A 15875-nucleotide genomic window follows, 5' to 3' on the forward strand; every position below is an offset into this window, starting at 1 on the left:
CGATCGCCATGCTCCCTTGCGTGAAAATCACATATCCTTCCTTCCGCGCCGGACCCGATCCTTGCTCAACATCCCCTCTTCCGAAGCGCTCATCGCCGCGATCGAGGCCGCCCGAACGGGGTCGATGGCCGCCGCCGCCGAACGGCTCGGGCTGACCCACGGTGCCGTCAGCCGCCGGATCCAGTCGCTCGAACAATGGCTCGGCGCGCCGGTTTTCGAGCGAGGGGGCCGGGGTGTCGTACCCACTGCGCAGGGAACGATATTCCTGCGCCGCGCCGAACGGTCGCTGGCCGCGATCGAGGCGCTGCGATCCGAACTGATCAGCCGCCGCGATCGGGGCGCGCTGCGCATCTCCGCGCTGCCGTCGATGGTGCGGCTGTGGCTGATGCCGCGCCTGCGGCATCTGGAGGCCGTCGTGCCCGGACGGCATGTCGAGTTGCTTCCCGAATATCGCCTGGCGCAGGTCGAGGCCCGCGACATGGATATCGCCGTGCGGTACGGGCTGGGGTCCTGGCCCGGCGTCGATGTCCATCCGCTCTTTCCCGACCTTGTGGTTCCGGCCGCCGCGCCCGATCTGGCGGCCGAACTGGCGGGCATCGCTGCCCGCGACATGATGCAGCAACCGCTGCTGATCGACGGCGACAGCGCCGACTGGCGGAGATGGGGCCGACTGGTCGGCGCGCCGCAGGCCGCCTTGGGGTCCAGGCGGCAGTTTCTGGACCATGACGTGGCGGTCGAGGCGGCGCGCCAGGGGTTCGGCGTCATCCTGCTGCGGGTCCCGATGGCGGCGGACGCCCTCCATGACGGGAGCCTGCGCGCCCTGCCGGTCCCGATGATGCAGAGCGCGCGCGGGCATTATCTGGCGGTCCGCGCCGGGGAGAGCCGCCCCGACATCCTGACGCTGGTCGATGCGATCGGGGCGCTGGGCGCGGAGGCGCTATCGCGGTTCGAGACGCTGCTTCCCGACGTCGTCGCCAACAGGATCGCCGAAAGCGAATGACGCGGCCGAAGCGCGGGAGCGCGCGGCCTTGCCATGCAAGCCGATTTGCCCAACACTCCGCCCTGCAACGAAAAGCAGGGGACGTATCATGGATTTTCACGCCACCGAAGGATGGAATCGTCGCGAGCTGATTCGCGGCACCGCGATGCTCGGCGCGGGGGCGATGCTGATGCGGCCGCTGCCGACGCTCGCCGCCGACGGCCCGATGGCGGCGATCCGCAAGGCGGCCGAGGCGGGCAAGGAAGCGTCGGTCCAGCGGCTGCGCGAGTGGATCGCCCTGCCCTCGATCGCCGCTGAGAACCGCAACATGCCGGAAGGCGCGGCCTATATGGCCGAGTTGGCGAAGGACGCGGGCTTCACCAATGTCGAGATCGTCCCGACCGACGGCCAGCCCGGCGTGTTCGGCACCATCGACGTCGGCGCGCCGCGTACGCTCGGCATCTATTTCATGTACGACGTCAAGCAGTTCGACCCCGCCGAATGGACCTCGCCGCCGCTTGAGGGCAAGCTCGTCGACAAGCCGGGTTTCGGCCTGTCGATGGTCGGGCGCGGCGCCACGAACCAGAAGGGGCCGGAGGCGACCTTCCTCGCCGCGCTCCACGCGATCCGCGCCGCCAGGGCGAAGCTGCCGGTGAATATCGTCCTCGTCTGCGAGGGCGAGGAGGAGATCGGCTCGCCGCATTTCCGCCAGATCGCGACCCGGCCCAACATCCTCGCCGCGCTGCGCAAATGCGACGGCATCTTCATCCCGGCGAGCTGGCAGGACCGGAACGGCAATGTCGCTGTCAATCTGGGATCGAAGGGGGTGATCGAACTCGAACTGGTCGCGAGCGGCGAGACATGGGGGCGCGGGCCGAAGGGCGACGTCCATTCGAGCCTGAAGGCGATGGTCGATTCGCCGGCATGGCGGCTGGTCGCGGCGCTCAACACCCTCGTCACGCCCGACGGCAACACCCCGGCGATCGAAGGGTGGTTCGAGAATGTCCGCCCGCTCACCGACCGCGAGAAATCGCTGATCCGCGAAGCGGCGAAGCATCTCGACGAAGCGCAGCAGAAGCAGATGCTCAGCGTGCAGCACTGGATCGACGACCTGCCCTATGAGGATGCGCTGATCCGCCTTGCGCAGGAGCCGACGGTCAATATCGAGGGGCTGGTCGCGGGGTATACCGGGCCGGGCGGCAAGACGATCCTGCCGGGACGCGCGGTCGCCAAGCTGGACCTGCGCCTCGTCCCCGACCAGACGCGCGCCGAGGCCGAGAAGAAGCTGCGCGCGCACCTCGACAAGCATGGCTTCGGCGATGTCGAGATGAACGTTTCGGGCGGCTATGACCCGACCGAGACCGACGAGAACAGCCGGCTGATCCGCGCCGAACTCGCGACCTACAAGCGACTGGGAGTACAGGCGAACATCAATGCGCGGCTGGCGGGAAGCTGGCCGGGCGCAACCTTCACTGCGCCGCCGGTCTCGATCCCCGCCGGGCATTTCGGCATCGGCCACGGATCGGGTGCGCATGCGCCGGACGAATATTATCTGATCGATTCGACCAACCCCAAGGTCGCCGGGATCGTCGATGCCGCGATCGGCTATGCCGAGTTCCTCTACACGCTCGCCGCGATCAGATAGGCCCGCCGCCATGTCCGACCTCAACGGTGTCGCGCACGTCATCCTGACCGCGGGCGACTTCGCGCGCTCGACGGCGTTCTGGCGCGACCTGATCCGCTATCTGGAACTCAAGCTGGTGCTCGACAGCGACGCGATGCTCTATGGCGTCGGCGGGCGCACCGCGATCGGGATCCGCGCCGGCAGCGCCGAACATGCCGGCCGGCGCTTCGACCAGGGCGCGCCCGGGCTGCACCATGCCTGCTTCCGGATGCGCGACCGCGATGCGATCGACCGCCTCCACGGCTTCCTGAAGGATCGCGGCGACATCGTCATCGTCCACGAACCGCGGGATGAGCCCTGGGCCCCGGGCTATTATTCGATCCTGTTCGAGGACCCCGACGGCATCCGCATCGAGTTCAACCATGTCCCCGGCGCCGGCCTGCTCGAAGACGGAAGCCGGATCGGCGGGACTTCGGTGTTCGACTGACCCCTCGCCTCAAAAACCATAGACGAGGGTGAAGCGGGTCAGCGTGTCGACTTCGCGAACGCCGGCCGGCGGGTGGGTGTCGATATCCGCCGAATAGGCGATGCGCGCCGACAGCGCGCCGGTCAGCTTGGCGTTGAGCGCGGTGAGCGAGCTGGTCGTCACCGTATTGCTGCCGACGACCGTCGAAGCGGTCTGCGTCAGGCGCAGCGTCGGCGACATCTGCCAGCCGAAATCGAGCCCCGCGAGCCCCGTGAGTTCGCTGTCGCGAAGGCCGCTGACGAAATCGACCTCGCGCCACGCCGGGCCGCCCTTCACGCTCAGCGACAGCGTCTTGCGGTCGACCAGCTTGTAACCGAGCCCGGCCGACAGGTTCCAGCGCGTGTCATAGCCGAGGATGCGATCCTGTTCCCAGCGGCCGAGCCCGTAGGCGAAGGCCCGGTTGCTGACGCGGTACTGCGGCTCCACCTCGACGAGGAAGCGTTCGACCGAGGTTCGGCCGTTGGTGCGCTGATAATCGGCCTGGGCGCGGAATTTGTGGTTCCAGTCGATCCCCTTGCGCGCCAGCGCCACCCCGGCGCTGAGCCCCTTCGAGCGCGTGTTGCCGGTGGCGATGGTGGCGCCGATCTGTCCCTCGCCCTTCCAGTTTTCCCAGAATTTCGCGGCCGCGAGCTTGGCGCGCGCCGCATCGGCCGCCGCTTTCTTTTCCGCGGCGCGGCGGGCGCGATAGTCGGTCAGCAGCGCGTCGATCTCGCCCTCCTTCTGGGGGCTGGTCGCCTTGGCGAGCTTGCCGACCGCCTCGACGTCGCCATCCTTCTTGCTCGCCATCGCGGCGGCCAGCATCTCTCGCACCGGGTCGGGGTCGGCCTGCAATCCCCCGCTCCGCCGCGCCTCATAGGCCGCGAGGATCGCGTCGATGTCGCCGATCGAACGCGGGTTGGTCGCCTTGGCTAGCGACACCACCGTCTCCACCTCGCTTTTCTTGCCGCCTTCCAGCGCCGCCTCGATCATCGCGCGGATCGGATCGGGCAGCGGCTTGGGTATGATTTCGGGAACCAGGGCCGGCAAGCCGGCAGGGATGAACAAGGGCGACGCCGCCGATCCGGACGTCTGGGCGCAGACAGGCGCGGCGCCCGATGCGATCAGCACCGTAAAGGCCGACAAGCGCGCAATTTTCATCATTGAACAGAACCTTCGTCACGGGGAGGTGAGAATTTTCGGCCGGATCGAGGGGCTTCGTCCCGATCCAAGGCGGTCATAAACGCAAAGCCGCTGGCATTTCCACCCCGCCTGCCCCATCTGCATTCCCATGCTGATCGCGATCATCGCCATTTTCTGCGCCGGCGTCGGCAATTTCGCCATGCATCGCGCCTTCATGGAAAGCGACGATCCGCTGGTGCGGCAGATGGTGCGGCCGCTCGCCGAGAAGGTGGGGCCGCACGTCACCTATGTCTTCGAATTCCTGCTGCTCGTCGGCGCGCTGGCGATCACGACGCGCAACTGGTTCACCGGGCTGCTGCTCTATGGCCTCTATACCATCTTCAACGCGATGGCCTTCAGCTGGGTAATGCACCGGCCGGGGGAATGATGCCACACGCGCAAAAGGCGAAGGCGACCGGTTGAAACGCGGCGCATGGCTCTCCCTGCCTCGTCGCCCCGGGCTTGATCCGGGGTCCCGCTCGAGCATCGTGCGTTAAAAATCCGAATCGTTTGCCCTGAGCTTGTCGAAGGGTTGTCCTTTCTTTTTACGCCGGAAAAAAAGGACGGTGCTTCGACAGGCTCAGCACGAACGGCAGAAAGGATGATGCAGATTGAAGGCGCGATGCCCTATCGCCTGTCCCGTTCAGGTTGAAGCGGCACATAAGCTCATCCCCTTCGTATCATTGTGTGAGACGCTCATCTTTTCGCGTCTCCGCGCGGGCGTCGCGTCACGCCACGCCGTGATACCACCAGACGCCGTCGCGATCCTCCTTGCGCACCCGGCCCTCGACCTCGAGCCGCTTGAGATGCGCGAGCGCCTCGCCGGTCGCGAGGCCCAGATTATGCTCGCCGATCGGCCGGCTGAACAGCAGCGGGAAGGTCTCGACCGCGCGCATCGGCCGTTCGGACACCGCTTCCGCGACCTTGTAGAGCCGCATGCGATGTTCGTCGCGCAGCGCCGTCAGGCGGACGTGCAGGCCCTTGAACGGCTCGCCGTGCGCCGGGCACGTGATCACGTCGGGCGGCACCACGCGCAGCAGCTTGTCGATCGACGCGAGCCATTCGCCGAGCGGATCGGCGTCGGGCTCAGTGATGTTGACCGACACGTTCGAGCTGATCCGCGGCAGCACCTGGTCGCCCGACACCAATATGCCCTCGCGCTCGTTCCACAGGCAGGCATGTTCGGGGCTGTGGCCCGATCCGGTCACGACGCGCCACTGGTGCGCGCCCATGGCGATGCGGTCGCCGTCCTCGATCCGCATATAGCCGCGCGGCAGCGGAAAGATCATGCGCTGGAACATGTTCCAGCCGCGCGTGCGCTGCGCCTCGATCGCCGCGTCGTCCCAGCCCGCGGCGCGCGACTGGACGAGAAGTTCTTCGGGCGCGGTATCGCTCGAATCGGCGACGATCGCGCGCGCGGTCAGCATCTCGCCGCGCGTCATCCACAGCTTCACCCCGCGCTTCTTCGCGATCCAGCCCGCGAGCCCGATATGGTCGGGATGGAGGTGGGTGCCGAAGACGCGCGTGATGCGCACGTCCGCGAGCGCGCCGGCATAGAGCGCCTTCCACGCGTCCGAGCACATCGTCAGGCAGATGCCGGTATCGACCACCGCGACGCCCTCACCATCCTCGTCAGCGTCGTCGAGCAGCCAGCTGTTGATGTGGCCGAGCGACCCCGGCATCGGGATGCGCGCCCAGCTGATGCCGTTCGCGATGCGGATCGTCTCGCCCGCGGCCGGCGCGGCGTCGCCCCACGGATAGGCGAGCCCCGCATGGCTGGTGACGGTGAAATTATCGTCCTGGGTCAGCGACGCATCGGGCGAGCCGCTGGTCGCCGGAATATCGTCTTCCTCGCCGTTCGCCATGTTGTTATTCCCCGTCATTGCGACCCCGGACCTGATCCGGGGGAAGCAATCCAGAGCGGTTTGCGCAGCTCCGGATTGCCGCGTCCCCCTCGGCTCCCCGCAATGACGAGGATGGAAACTTCATCGCCGACGTCAGGCTTCGCCGCCGGCTTCGTCGATTTCCTCTGCGGCGCGCGCTTCGGCGGCGGCAGTGCGTTCGGCGCGCAGTTCCTCGAGCAGCGCCTCGCGGTCGCCTTCGAGACGGTTGTCCTCGGGCGCCTTGATCCCCGCCTTCTTCGCCGCCTTCGCGACGAGCGCGTCGAGTTCGCGCTGCGAGCAGAGGCCGAGCGTCACCGGGTCCTTGGGAACGATGTTGGCGCTGTTCCAGTGGCTGCGCTCGCGGATCGCGTTGATCGTGTTGCGCGTCGTGCCGATCAGCTTGCCGATCGCGCCGTCCGACACCTCGGGGTGGTTCTTGAGAATCCAGGCAATGCCGTCGGGCTTGTCCTGGCGCTTGCTGACCGGGGTGTAGCGCGGGCCGCGCGTGCGGCGGATCGTGTCCTGCGACTGCACCGTCATCTTCAACCGGTAGCCAGGGTCATTCTGGCCCTTCTCGATCTCTTCCATCGACAGTTCGTTGGCGCGGACGGGGTCGCGGCCGGTATATTTGGTCGCCGCGGTCTCGTCGGCGATCGCCTGCACTTCCAGCACGTGGATGCCGCAATATTCGGCGATCTGGGCAAAGGTCAGGCCGGTGTTGTCGACCAGCCAGGCGGCGGTCGCGTGCGGCATCAGCGGGGTCGGATCGGCATGGGCCATGGCGCTTCTTCTCCAAGCGGAAATAATAAGGGCCGCCCCTCGCGGGGCGGCCGGACATTGGCGGTCGCTCTATACCGGATTGGGCATGGCGGCAAGGCCCCGCAAGCGAAGGGGCGCGGTTTTCCACCGCGCCCCCTGCCGTTTCACTCCCCCCGGAGTGCCGAAAAACTCAGCGCGACGCCATCCGCACCGGGCTGGCCTTCGCCGCCCACTGGATGCTTTCGCTGCCGCCCATCTGGCGGATGAAGCATTGCTGCCCCTGCGCCTTCAACTGGCGGCAGAGCTCGGTCGCGTCGCCGCGGCTCGCAAGGCCGTTGACCGTCAGGCGATGGAAGGTGCGTCCCTTGACCACCGCGCTGTGGCTCGATGCGGGGAACTGGCCCAGCATCGCGTTGCGGCGTTTGAGCACGCCCCATTTTTCCTGCGCGATCGCCAGGCTGTCATAGGCGCCGAGTTGCACCGCCCATCCCGACGGCTTCTTCGAGTCGAAGCCCATCGCGCGCGGAACGATCCGGGTCGCGATGTCGAGCGCCTCGCGCTGCATCGGACGCAGCCGTTCGCCGTCGGTGCGCGGCGCGTGGCGATAGGGCGCCGCATCGGCGAGGATCACCGGCGCTTCGGCCTTCGGCGGCGCCGGCAGGTCGCTGACCGGCACGACGCCGTGGGCATCGCGCGCGGGCATCGGCAGTTCGACGGCGCGGATCGCTTCGCCGGCGTCGGCAACGACGGGCGGCGGCGGCGCAAAGCGCTCGACCGGCGCCGGGTCGGCGGCGGCCATCGGCGCCGGCACATCGGCAGCGGCCATCCGGGTGTCGGTGCTGGCCTGCAGCGCGAGGCGGGCCGGCATACCGCCGTCGGCGCGCATGCTGGTGCCGATCAGGGTCGCGATGCGGACCCCGGGGTTCGGCTGTTCGGCCAGTTTCGTCCATTCGGCCATGCGGCCCTCGACCTTGTCGAGCGACAGGTCCTGCGCGGCGAGGATGCGCGCCTGCGCCCAGCGTCCCGAAAGCGCGAGGGCGAGCGCGAGATTCTGGCGCGTGCGCGCATCGGCGCCGGGCGCCCGTGCGGCTTCGCCGAGCGTATAGAGCGACGCCTCGCTGTTGCCGACGAGTGCGAGCGCCAGCCCCGCGTCGGATGCCGGCACCGTGTCGTCGTGCGCGCGCAGCAATTCCACTGCCTCCGCATTCTTGCCCTGCGCGATATAGGCGAGCGTCAGGGCGATCACCGTGTTGCTGTCGGTCGCGCCCAGTTCCATCGCCTCGGTCAGCGCGGTGCTCGCCGAAACGAAGCGCCCGTCGTTCAGATAGGCCTGGCCGAGCAACGTGCGATAACCGGCGTCGCGCGGGCTTCCCGCGACCGCCGCCTCGGCGAGCGCAACGGCCTTGGCGGCCTTGCCCTTTTCGAGCGCGCTGCGCGCCTTGTCGGCCTGTTTCGCGGCGGCGTCGGCGTCGGCGGTGCGCGCCGGTTCGGTCGCCGCCGAGCCCGCGCTCGCGCAGCCCGCCGTGCCCGCCCCCAGGACGAATCCCGAAATCGCGAGCTTGATCAGCATCTTGCGGTTCATCTTTACAGTCCCCCCAAAACTCGGGTCTTAGCGCTGCCGCGCCCGGCGCGCCGGACGCGCCGCCGGCAGGCGGCTCGCCATTGCGTCGATCTCGGGCAGCGACGAGAGATAATCGTCGAGCAAATCGGTCAAAATGCCCTGCGCCGAGCGGTTCGTCACCGCGCTCGCAAGGCGCAGGCGCAGATGGCGTTCGGCATTGAGGCGCAGCGTGAAGGCCGCCTTGTCGCGGGCACGCGGCGCGCGCGCCGGACCTTCGGGCGCCTTCGCTTCGGGGCGCCGTTCGACCTTGCGGGCCACGGCGGCCACGCGGTCGAGCAGCGATTCCTGCTGGCGCACGACCTCTGGAATCGCGGGCGGATTCGCGGGTGCCTCGGCTTCGGGTGCCGGGAGCGGCGCGTCGGGAACCGCGCTGTCCTCGACCGCCTGTTCGGCCTCGCTGTTGTGCTGCAGCACCGATCCGGCGAGCAGCGGCTTCAGGTCGACCATATGCGCCGGTTCGGACGACTGCTGCGGATCGACGTCATAGCCCATGTCGTTCCAGCCGAGATCGTCATAGCCCGGCTGGACGAGCGGCGCTGGGCCGCTGCCGAGCGGCTGGCGGCGCATCGCGGGGCGCGCCGCGCCCTTGCGGGCGAGCAGGCCGGCGCTCAGCGAGGCAAGTGGTTTGGGTTCGCCCATGAGTTCCGCTCCCCCGCTCACTGGCCCGCGATGCGGCGGCCGAAGCCCCCGCCCAGCGGACGCACCGCGCCGTAACCTGCCTGCGCGGGCATCGGCGCCGAAAAGACGGTGCGGCGGAAATTCTTCTCCAGCCGGTCGTTGATATAGGTCCACAGCTGGCGGACCTCCTCGGCCGAGCGGCCGTTCGGATCGACCTCCATCACCGTGCGGCCGTCGATCATCGAGGCGGCATAGTCGGTGCGGTGGTGCAGCGTCACCGGCGCGACGGTGCCGTGCTGCGACAGCGCGACCGCGGCCTCGCTGGTGATCTTCGCCTTGGGCGTCGCGGCGTTGACGACGAACACCAGCGGCTTGCCCGCGCGCTCGCACAGGTCGACGGTGGCGCCGACGGCGCGCAGGTCGTGCGGGCTGGGACGCGTCGGGACGACGATCAGCTCGGCGACCGAAATCACGCTCTGGATCGCCATGGTGATCGCCGGCGGCGTGTCGATGACCGCGAGCTTGAAGCCCTGCTGGCGCAGGATCTCCAGATCGGAGGCGAGCCGCGCGACCGTGGTCTGGGCGAAGGCCGGAAGGTCGGTTTCGCGCTCGTTCCACCAGTCGGCGAGCGAGCCCTGCGGATCGATGTCGATGAGAACGACGGGACCGGCGCCGGCAAGCTGCGCCTGCACCGCGAGATGCCCGGACAGGGTGGTCTTGCCCGATCCGCCTTTTTGTGAAGCCAATGCCAGAACGCGCACGACTGTCCCCCTGGATATCCTCGAATTGGCGACGGGATGCCACGCGGGAGCCTAAAATTGGGTTAACGATGCCGAAAAGATGGTGAACGATCGGTTCGCGCTCATGGTCAACAAGAGCTTAAGAGACGTTTGTGCCATTTCGGATCAAAAGCCGCGACCCCGCGTTTTTCGCTAACGGGGTGTTAGCCATTTGGGATTAGGACGGCGGGCGGAACTGCTCGCTCGTCAAGTGACGCCGTTCATTGGAGATTGCCGATGCGTTCATACCGCACCCTCTTGCTGGCCGCGCCGCTGATCCCGGCCGTGCTGCTCGCCGCGCCCGCGCTGGCCGCGACCAAGGCCGCGCCGCCGGCAGCGGCGGCAGCGCCCGACGTCAAGGCCGGCGTCGATGCCTGGGAAGCGGGCGACTATGCGAAGGCGGTGGCCGTGTGGCGCCCGCTCGCGATCACCGGCGATCCGGACGCGCAATTCAACCTCGGCCAGGCCTACAAGCTCGGCCGCGGCGTGCCCGCCGACCTCGGCCAGGCCGAAGGCTGGTATCGTCGTGCCGCGAAACAGGGGCATTTGCAGGCCGAAGACAATCTGGGCCTCGTGCTCTTCACCGCTAATCGCCGCGACGAGGCGATGCCCTTCATCACCCGGTCGGCCGAGCGCGGCGAACCCCGCGCGCAATATGTCCTGGGCACCGCGATGTTCAACGGCGACCTCGCGGCGAAGGACTGGCCGCGCGCCTATGCGCTGACCAAGCGCGCGAGCGATGCCGGACTGGGCATCGCCTCGGCTCGCCTCGCGCAGCTCGACCGGCTGATTCCGCTCGACCAGCGGCAGCGGGGCCTCGCGCTGCTGCCCGAAATGGAGAAGAACGAGCAGCGCGCACGGCTCGCCGCGGTGAACGCCGCCGCGCCCGAAGCGCCGAAATCCGCGCCGTCGCCGGTGCAGACCGCGAGCCTGCCCGCCTCGGTCCCCGGCACGCTCTACACGCCGCCGCCCGTTCTTGCGCCGGCACCGGCGCCCGCCCCAACCCCCAAGCCTGCGGCGCCGCTGTCGCCGGCCGCGCAGCACGCCGCCGCCGCGGCGGCCGAGGCTGCGGCCAACGCCGATGTGGCAACCGCGGCCGCGAAGGAAGCTCCAGCCGACACCGTCCAGACGGCGCCCGGCGCGATCCGCGTCGTCGCGCCGCCGCCGTCGCAGCCCGCGGCACCGGGCACCAGCTATGCCGCGCCGCCCGAAAAGGGGCCGCTGCCGCCCGCCGAAACGTCCGCGCCTCCGCAGACTCCTGCGCCCGCGCCCGCGCCTGCTCCCGTGCAGCAGAAGGTGGTCGTCGCCACGCCGAAAGCGGCACAACCCGCCCCCGCTCCCGCCGCCGGAAAGAGCCCGTGGCGCGTGCAACTCGGTGCCTTCGGCGTCGAGGCGAATGCGCGGAACCTGTGGCGGTCGGTCGAGAAAGCCTATCCCGCGGCGGCCGCGCGCCAGCCCTATCTGGTCAAGAGCGGCAAGCTCACCCGCCTTCAGGTCGGCGATTTCGCGAGCAAGGCCGACGCCGAATCCTTCTGCTCGGCGGTGAAGAAGGACGGCCGCCCCTGTCTGGTGGTCGATCGTTAGAGGGCGCCACCCTGGTCACCTGAATCCGAAGTTCGCTTCCTTGATTTCGTCATCCCGGGCTGGAGCCGGGATCCCGCTTTTCCTCGGTCCGTGTGCGAAAGGAAGCGAGACCCCGGGTCAAGCCCGGGGTGACGATGATGACAAGAACCTTGATTCCACCATATTAGCCTTTGCGGAACAGCGCCTCCGCGTTCGCCTTGAAGCTGCCCGCGGCGGCGGCGTGCTTTCTGGTGCGCTCGATTTCGGCTTCGAGCACGGCGATGCGGTCGGCGAGTTCGTCGACCGACAGCGGGTCGAGCGGCTGGCGAATCAGTGCGGCGAGCAGGTCGTCGCGGCGGCGGGGAAGATCGTCGTCGTCCATGGCGTTTCCTTTCGCGCCGGTCGCGGCCGATGGCGCGCGACTGTTGACCCGTGCCGTCCCTCTGTCAATAAGGCGGGCCACAAGGATGACGCCTCGCCCTTTCCGCCGTCGCCCCGGACACGATCCGCATCCGCCTGCCCGAACCACGGGCGCTGGCGGACCGGGACCGGCGGCGCGGAGAGCGGGTGGAGCTAGTGGGGGATTTCAGAGCGTGACCAGCTTGCCAGCGAGCATGACCGCCATCGCGATCCGCGAACCGGGCGGACCCGAGGTTCTGGTGCCGGAGACGCGGCCGGTGCCGCAGCCGGGACCCGACGAAGTGCTGATCCGCGTCGCCGCGGCGGGGGTGAACCGCCCCGACGTGCTGCAGCGCATGGGCTTTTATCCGCCGCCGCCGGGCGCCTCGGACCTGCCGGGGCTGGAGGTTGCGGGGACGGTCGCCGCGATCGGACCGGGCGGCGACCCGGAGATGCTGGGACAGGCGGTATGCGCGCTCGTCGCGGGCGGCGGCTATGCCGAATATTGCGTCGCGCCGGCGGGAAGCTGCCTGCCGGTGCCCGCGGGATTCTCGATGGAAGAGGCGGCGGCGCTGCCCGAAACCGTCTTCACCGTCTGGCACAATCTGTTCGAACGGGGCTGGGTCAAGGACGGCGAGACGGTGCTCGTCCACGGCGGCACCAGCGGCATCGGCACCACCGCGATCGGGCTGTGCAAGCTGTTCGACATCCGGATCGCGGTAACGTGCGGCAGCGCGGACAAATGCGCCGCGGCGCGCGCGCTCGGCGCCGACCTCGCGATCGACTATTCGACCGAGGATTATGTCGAGGCGGTCAAGGCGTTCACCGACGGCAAGGGCGTCGACGTCGTGCTCGACATGGTCGGGGGCGACTATGTGCCGCGCAACCTCGCCTGCCTCGCCGACGACGGGCGCCACGTCAGCATCGCCTTCCAGCGCGGCGCGACGGCACAGGTCGACATATCGAGCCTGATGCGGCGGCGGCAGACGATGACCGGGTCGACGCTGCGCGCGCGCAGCGTCTCGTTCAAGGCGGCGCTGGCCGACGAGATCCACCGGACGCTGTGGCCGCAGCTTGCCGAGGGCGGCTGGAAGCCGGCGATGGACCGGCGCTTCCCGCTGGCCGAAGCCGCCGCCGCGCACGCCCGCATGCAGGCGGGCGAGCATGTCGGAAAGATCGTGCTGACGGTTTAGCCGCCACCATTTCCCAAGGCTTTGTTAACCATGAAGCAAGGCTGTGGCTCTAATTTGACCGTGGCTTCCGCTTTTCCCTTGCGGTGAAGCGGCGGCATCGCCACCTTGTGGTCCCAGGGGTCCGCCTCTCCCCGGCGGGTCTCGCAAGGAGAACGACCCATGCCGTCCTTTTCGGAATCGCTCGAAAAGACCCTGCACAACGCGTTGAAGGCCGCGTCGGAGCGGCACCATGAATATGCAACGCTGGAGCATCTGCTCTATGCGCTGATCGACGACGAGCACGCCGCCGAGGTGATGCGCGCCTGCGGCGTCGCATTGGGCGACCTGCAATCGGCGGTGGTCCACTATCTCGACACCGAGCTCGACAGCCTGAAGGTCGAGGGACATAGCGACCCCAGCCCCACCAGCGGCTTCCAGCGCGTCGTCCAGCGCGCGATCCTGCACGTCCAGTCGTCGGGCAAGGACGAGGTGACGGGCGCCAACGTCCTCGTCGCGCTGTTTTCGGAGCGCGAATCCTATGCCGTCTATTTCCTCCAGCAGCAGGACCTGACGCGGCTCGACGCCGTTTCCTATCTCAGCCACGGCGTCGGCAAGGGCGGCAAGCCCGCCGCGCAGGCCGAGCCCGAGGAGAAGGAAGAAGCGAAGGACAAGGGCGAGGCGAAGAACAAGAAGGAAACCGCGCTCGACCAGTTCACCGTCAACCTGAACGAAAAGGCGAAGGGCGGCAAGGTCGACCCGCTGATCGGCCGCGGGGCCGAGGTCGACCGCACGATCCAGATCCTGTGCCGCCGCAGCAAGAACAACCCGCTCTATGTCGGCGATCCCGGCGTCGGCAAGACCGCGATCGCCGAAGGGCTCGCGCGCAAGATCGTCGAGGGCGACGTGCCCGACGTGCTCAAGGAAGCGGTGATCTATTCGCTCGACATGGGCGCGCTGCTCGCCGGCACGCGCTATCGCGGCGACTTCGAGGAGCGGCTGAAGCAGGTCGTCTCCGAACTCGAGGGCCTGCCGCACGCGATCCTGTTCATCGACGAGATTCACACGGTGATCGGCGCCGGCGCGACGAGCGGCGGCGCGATGGACGCATCGAACCTGCTCAAGCCCGCGCTGTCGGGCGGCGTCATCCGCTGCATCGGCTCGACGACCTACAAGGAGTTCCGCAACCACTTCGAGAAGGACCGCGCACTGCTGCGCCGGTTCCAGAAGATCGACGTGATCGAGCCGAGCCTCGAGGATACCAAGAAGATCCTCGCCGGGCTGCGCGAGGCGTTCGAGAGCCACCACAATGTCAAATATACCGCCGACGCGATCAACGCGGCGGTCGAACTGTCGGCGCGCTACATCAACGACCGCAAGCTGCCCGACAAGGCGATCGACGTGATCGACGAGGTCGGCGCGATGCAGATGCTGGTGCCGCCGTCGAAGCGCCGCAAGACGATCACCCCCAAGGAGATCGAGGCGGTGATCGCGACGATGGCGCGCATTCCGCCCAAATCGGTGTCGAGCGACGACAAGAAGGTGCTCGAAAGCCTCGAGACCGACCTCAAGCGCGTGGTGTTCGGGCAGAACACCGCGATCGAGGTGCTGGCGTCGGCAATCAAGCTGTCGCGCGCCGGGCTGCGCGATCCCGAAAAGCCGATCGGCAACTATCTGTTCAGCGGCCCGACCGGCGTCGGCAAGACCGAGGTCGCGAAGCAGCTCGCGGCGCTGCTCGGCATTCCGCTCCAGCGCTTCGACATGTCGGAATATATGGAGCGCCATTCGGTGAGCCGCCTGATCGGCGCGCCGCCGGGCTATGTCGGATACGACCAGGGCGGCCTGCTGACCGATGCGATCGACCAGAATCCGCACTGCGTGCTGCTGCTCGACGAGATCGAGAAGGCGCATCCCGACCTGTTCAACATCCTGCTGCAGGTGATGGACAACGGCCGCCTGACCGACCACCACGGCAAGACGGTCGATTTCCGCAACGTCATCCTGATCATGACGACCAATGCGGGCGCCAGCGACATGACGCGCGAATCGATCGGCTTCGGCAACGCGACGCGCGAGGATGTGCAGGAAGAGGCGGTGAAGCGCATGTTCACCCCCGAATTCCGCAACCGCCTCGATGCGATCGTGCCCTTCGGCTATCTGCCGCCAGAGGTGGTGGCGCGCGTCGTCGACAAGTTTATCCTGCAACTCGAACTGCAGCTGGCCGACCGCAACGTCCACATCCAGCTCGACGAGGCGGCGCGCAAGTGGCTGACCGACAAGGGATATGACAAGCTCTATGGCGCGCGCCCGATGGGCCGCCTGATCCAGGAGAAGATCAAGCAGCCGCTCGCCGAGGAACTGCTGTTCGGCAAGCTGGTCCACGGCGGCGAGGTCAAGGTGAGGATGAAGCAGGGTGAGGACGCCAAGGTCGGCAACCCGCTCGCCTTCGAAATCACCCCCGCCCCGCCCAAGGCCGGCAAGGGCAAGGCGAAGGCCAGGCCGGAGAAGGCGGCGGAGTGATGGACAAGGAGTCGAAGCGCCAGATGCGCGTTGCCGAGGCCATTATGACCGAGGATCGCGAAATCTTGCGCGCCTTGGCATCCAACGAATTGGATGAGCAGCTGGCGGTTGCACGGGCCGTTATGAAGAAGCGACATTCTGCGCTTAAAAAGCTGGCCGAACAATAGCATAATTAATTCCCTCCCCTTCAGGGGAGGGACGGCGAGGCTTAGAGCATCGAGCATTAAATCTGAACCGTTTGCCCTGAGCTTGTCGAAGCCTGTCCTGAGCGCCTGCA

At 68.0% G+C, this 15875-nt stretch carries 16 protein-coding genes; 9 read left to right on the plus strand and 7 right to left on the minus strand.

Translation table 11 applies throughout. The features are described 5' to 3' along the window. Nucleotides 1-61: 61 nt before the first annotated feature. The 3 genes from AC2S9W_RS19290 (at nucleotide 62) to AC2S9W_RS19300 (ending at nucleotide 3090) form a co-directional block, all read left to right on the plus strand. Complete coding sequence (locus AC2S9W_RS19290) at nucleotides 62-1000, plus strand: LysR family transcriptional regulator (protein WP_076076605.1); 939 nt, start codon at nucleotides 62-64, stop codon at nucleotides 998-1000. Nucleotides 1001-1088: 88 nt separating this feature from the next. Beyond that, nucleotides 1089-2624 carry a M20/M25/M40 family metallo-hydrolase gene (locus tag AC2S9W_RS19295; RefSeq protein ID WP_076076606.1) on the plus strand — a complete coding sequence of 512 codons (1536 nt, stop codon included), beginning with the start codon at nucleotides 1089-1091 and terminating at the stop codon, nucleotides 2622-2624. Between the two features lie 10 nt (nucleotides 2625-2634). Next, entirely contained in the window at nucleotides 2635-3090 is a 456-nt protein-coding gene (locus AC2S9W_RS19300; RefSeq protein ID WP_076076608.1) for a VOC family protein, read from the plus strand. Nucleotides 3091-3099: 9 nt separating this feature from the next. Here AC2S9W_RS19300 and AC2S9W_RS19305 read toward each other — a convergent pair whose 3' ends face one another. Then, nucleotides 3100-4155, minus strand: a complete 1056-nt coding sequence (locus tag AC2S9W_RS19305) for a DUF481 domain-containing protein (protein WP_486571433.1) — start codon at nucleotides 4153-4155, stop codon at nucleotides 3100-3102. Nucleotides 4156-4165: 10 nt separating this feature from the next. Here AC2S9W_RS19305 and AC2S9W_RS19310 point away from each other — a divergent pair, with 10 nt between their 5' ends. Then, entirely contained in the window at nucleotides 4166-4348 is a 183-nt protein-coding gene (locus AC2S9W_RS19310; protein WP_067108461.1) for a hypothetical protein, read from the plus strand. A 48-nt stretch (nucleotides 4349-4396) separates the two neighbouring features. Next, a complete protein-coding gene (locus AC2S9W_RS19315; RefSeq protein WP_067108458.1) occupies nucleotides 4397-4675 on the plus strand; it encodes a hypothetical protein in 279 nt (92 codons plus the stop codon). Nucleotides 4676-5015: 340 nt separating this feature from the next. On the opposite strand, the gene AC2S9W_RS19320 is transcribed toward AC2S9W_RS19315, so the two are convergent. The 5 genes from AC2S9W_RS19320 to AC2S9W_RS19340 all read right to left on the minus strand — a co-directional run bounded on the left by AC2S9W_RS19320 (nucleotide 5016) and on the right by AC2S9W_RS19340 (nucleotide 9929). Continuing rightward, the gene (locus AC2S9W_RS19320) at nucleotides 5016-6170 is read right to left on the minus strand and encodes an MBL fold metallo-hydrolase (protein ID WP_234002462.1); all 1155 of its coding nucleotides are present in this window, start codon (nucleotides 6168-6170) and stop codon (nucleotides 5016-5018) included. 114 nt (nucleotides 6171-6284) lie between these two features. After that, nucleotides 6285-6950 (minus strand): DUF1013 domain-containing protein, encoded by a 666-nt coding sequence (locus tag AC2S9W_RS19325; protein ID WP_199775007.1) that lies wholly within the window; start codon nucleotides 6948-6950, stop codon nucleotides 6285-6287. A gap of 169 nt (nucleotides 6951-7119) precedes the next feature. Next, complete coding sequence (locus AC2S9W_RS19330) at nucleotides 7120-8511, minus strand: SPOR domain-containing protein (protein ID WP_076076610.1); 1392 nt, start codon at nucleotides 8509-8511, stop codon at nucleotides 7120-7122. Nucleotides 8512-8538: 27 nt separating this feature from the next. Continuing rightward, nucleotides 8539-9189: a hypothetical protein gene (locus AC2S9W_RS19335; protein WP_076076613.1), complete on the minus strand. Its 651-nt coding sequence runs from the start codon at nucleotides 9187-9189 to the stop codon at nucleotides 8539-8541. A 17-nt stretch (nucleotides 9190-9206) separates the two neighbouring features. Further along, nucleotides 9207-9929: a ParA family protein gene (locus AC2S9W_RS19340; RefSeq protein ID WP_067108446.1), complete on the minus strand. Its 723-nt coding sequence runs from the start codon at nucleotides 9927-9929 to the stop codon at nucleotides 9207-9209. A gap of 255 nt (nucleotides 9930-10184) precedes the next feature. Between AC2S9W_RS19340 and AC2S9W_RS19345 the strand changes: the two genes are divergently transcribed. Beyond that, complete coding sequence (locus tag AC2S9W_RS19345; protein ID WP_486571434.1) at nucleotides 10185-11531, plus strand: SPOR domain-containing protein; 1347 nt, start codon at nucleotides 10185-10187, stop codon at nucleotides 11529-11531. 163 nt (nucleotides 11532-11694) lie between these two features. Here AC2S9W_RS19345 and AC2S9W_RS19350 read toward each other — a convergent pair whose 3' ends face one another. After that, nucleotides 11695-11892 carry a DUF1192 domain-containing protein gene (locus tag AC2S9W_RS19350; protein ID WP_067108440.1) on the minus strand — a complete coding sequence of 66 codons (198 nt, stop codon included), beginning with the start codon at nucleotides 11890-11892 and terminating at the stop codon, nucleotides 11695-11697. A 211-nt stretch (nucleotides 11893-12103) separates the two neighbouring features. Between AC2S9W_RS19350 and AC2S9W_RS19355 the strand changes: the two genes are divergently transcribed. From AC2S9W_RS19355 to AC2S9W_RS19365, 3 genes are all read left to right on the plus strand, one after another. After that, nucleotides 12104-13102, plus strand: coding sequence for an NAD(P)H-quinone oxidoreductase (locus AC2S9W_RS19355; RefSeq protein WP_486571435.1), 999 nt, complete (start codon nucleotides 12104-12106; stop codon nucleotides 13100-13102). Between the two features lie 159 nt (nucleotides 13103-13261). Beyond that, nucleotides 13262-15598: an ATP-dependent Clp protease ATP-binding subunit ClpA gene (clpA, locus tag AC2S9W_RS19360; protein ID WP_104959830.1), complete on the plus strand. Its 2337-nt coding sequence runs from the start codon at nucleotides 13262-13264 to the stop codon at nucleotides 15596-15598. After that, on the plus strand, nucleotides 15598-15765 hold the full coding sequence (locus AC2S9W_RS19365) for a hypothetical protein (protein WP_286749724.1): 168 nt from the start codon (nucleotides 15598-15600) through the stop codon (nucleotides 15763-15765). The genes clpA and AC2S9W_RS19365 overlap by 1 nt, the downstream gene beginning before the upstream one ends. The last annotated feature ends 110 nt before the right edge of the window (nucleotides 15766-15875 follow it).

The sequence above is a fragment of the Sphingopyxis sp. 550B genome (genome assembly GCF_057401805.1).

What these genes read in the sequence shown, in the direction of transcription:
- AC2S9W_RS19295 (WP_076076606.1), top strand. Translation starts at nt 1,089, where the DNA reads ATGGATTTTCACGCCACCGAAGGATGGAATCGTCGCGAGCTGATTCGC.
- AC2S9W_RS19300 (WP_076076608.1), top strand. Translation starts at nt 2,635, where the DNA reads ATGTCCGACCTCAACGGTGTCGCGCACGTCATCCTGACCGCGGGCGAC.
- AC2S9W_RS19310 (WP_067108461.1), top strand. Translation starts at nt 4,166, where the DNA reads ATGAACAAGGGCGACGCCGCCGATCCGGACGTCTGGGCGCAGACAGGC.
- AC2S9W_RS19315 (WP_067108458.1), top strand. Translation starts at nt 4,397, where the DNA reads ATGCTGATCGCGATCATCGCCATTTTCTGCGCCGGCGTCGGCAATTTC.
- AC2S9W_RS19320 (WP_234002462.1), bottom strand. Translation starts at nt 6,170, where the DNA reads ATGACGGGGAATAACAACATGGCGAACGGCGAGGAAGACGATATTCCG.
- AC2S9W_RS19325 (WP_199775007.1), bottom strand. Translation starts at nt 6,950, where the DNA reads ATGGCCCATGCCGATCCGACCCCGCTGATGCCGCACGCGACCGCCGCC.
- AC2S9W_RS19330 (WP_076076610.1), bottom strand. Translation starts at nt 8,511, where the DNA reads ATGAACCGCAAGATGCTGATCAAGCTCGCGATTTCGGGATTCGTCCTG.
- AC2S9W_RS19335 (WP_076076613.1), bottom strand. Translation starts at nt 9,189, where the DNA reads ATGGGCGAACCCAAACCACTTGCCTCGCTGAGCGCCGGCCTGCTCGCC.
- AC2S9W_RS19345 (WP_486571434.1), top strand. Translation starts at nt 10,185, where the DNA reads ATGCGTTCATACCGCACCCTCTTGCTGGCCGCGCCGCTGATCCCGGCC.
- AC2S9W_RS19350 (WP_067108440.1), bottom strand. Translation starts at nt 11,892, where the DNA reads ATGGACGACGACGATCTTCCCCGCCGCCGCGACGACCTGCTCGCCGCA.
- clpA (WP_104959830.1), top strand. Translation starts at nt 13,262, where the DNA reads ATGCCGTCCTTTTCGGAATCGCTCGAAAAGACCCTGCACAACGCGTTG.
- AC2S9W_RS19365 (WP_286749724.1), top strand. Translation starts at nt 15,598, where the DNA reads ATGGACAAGGAGTCGAAGCGCCAGATGCGCGTTGCCGAGGCCATTATG.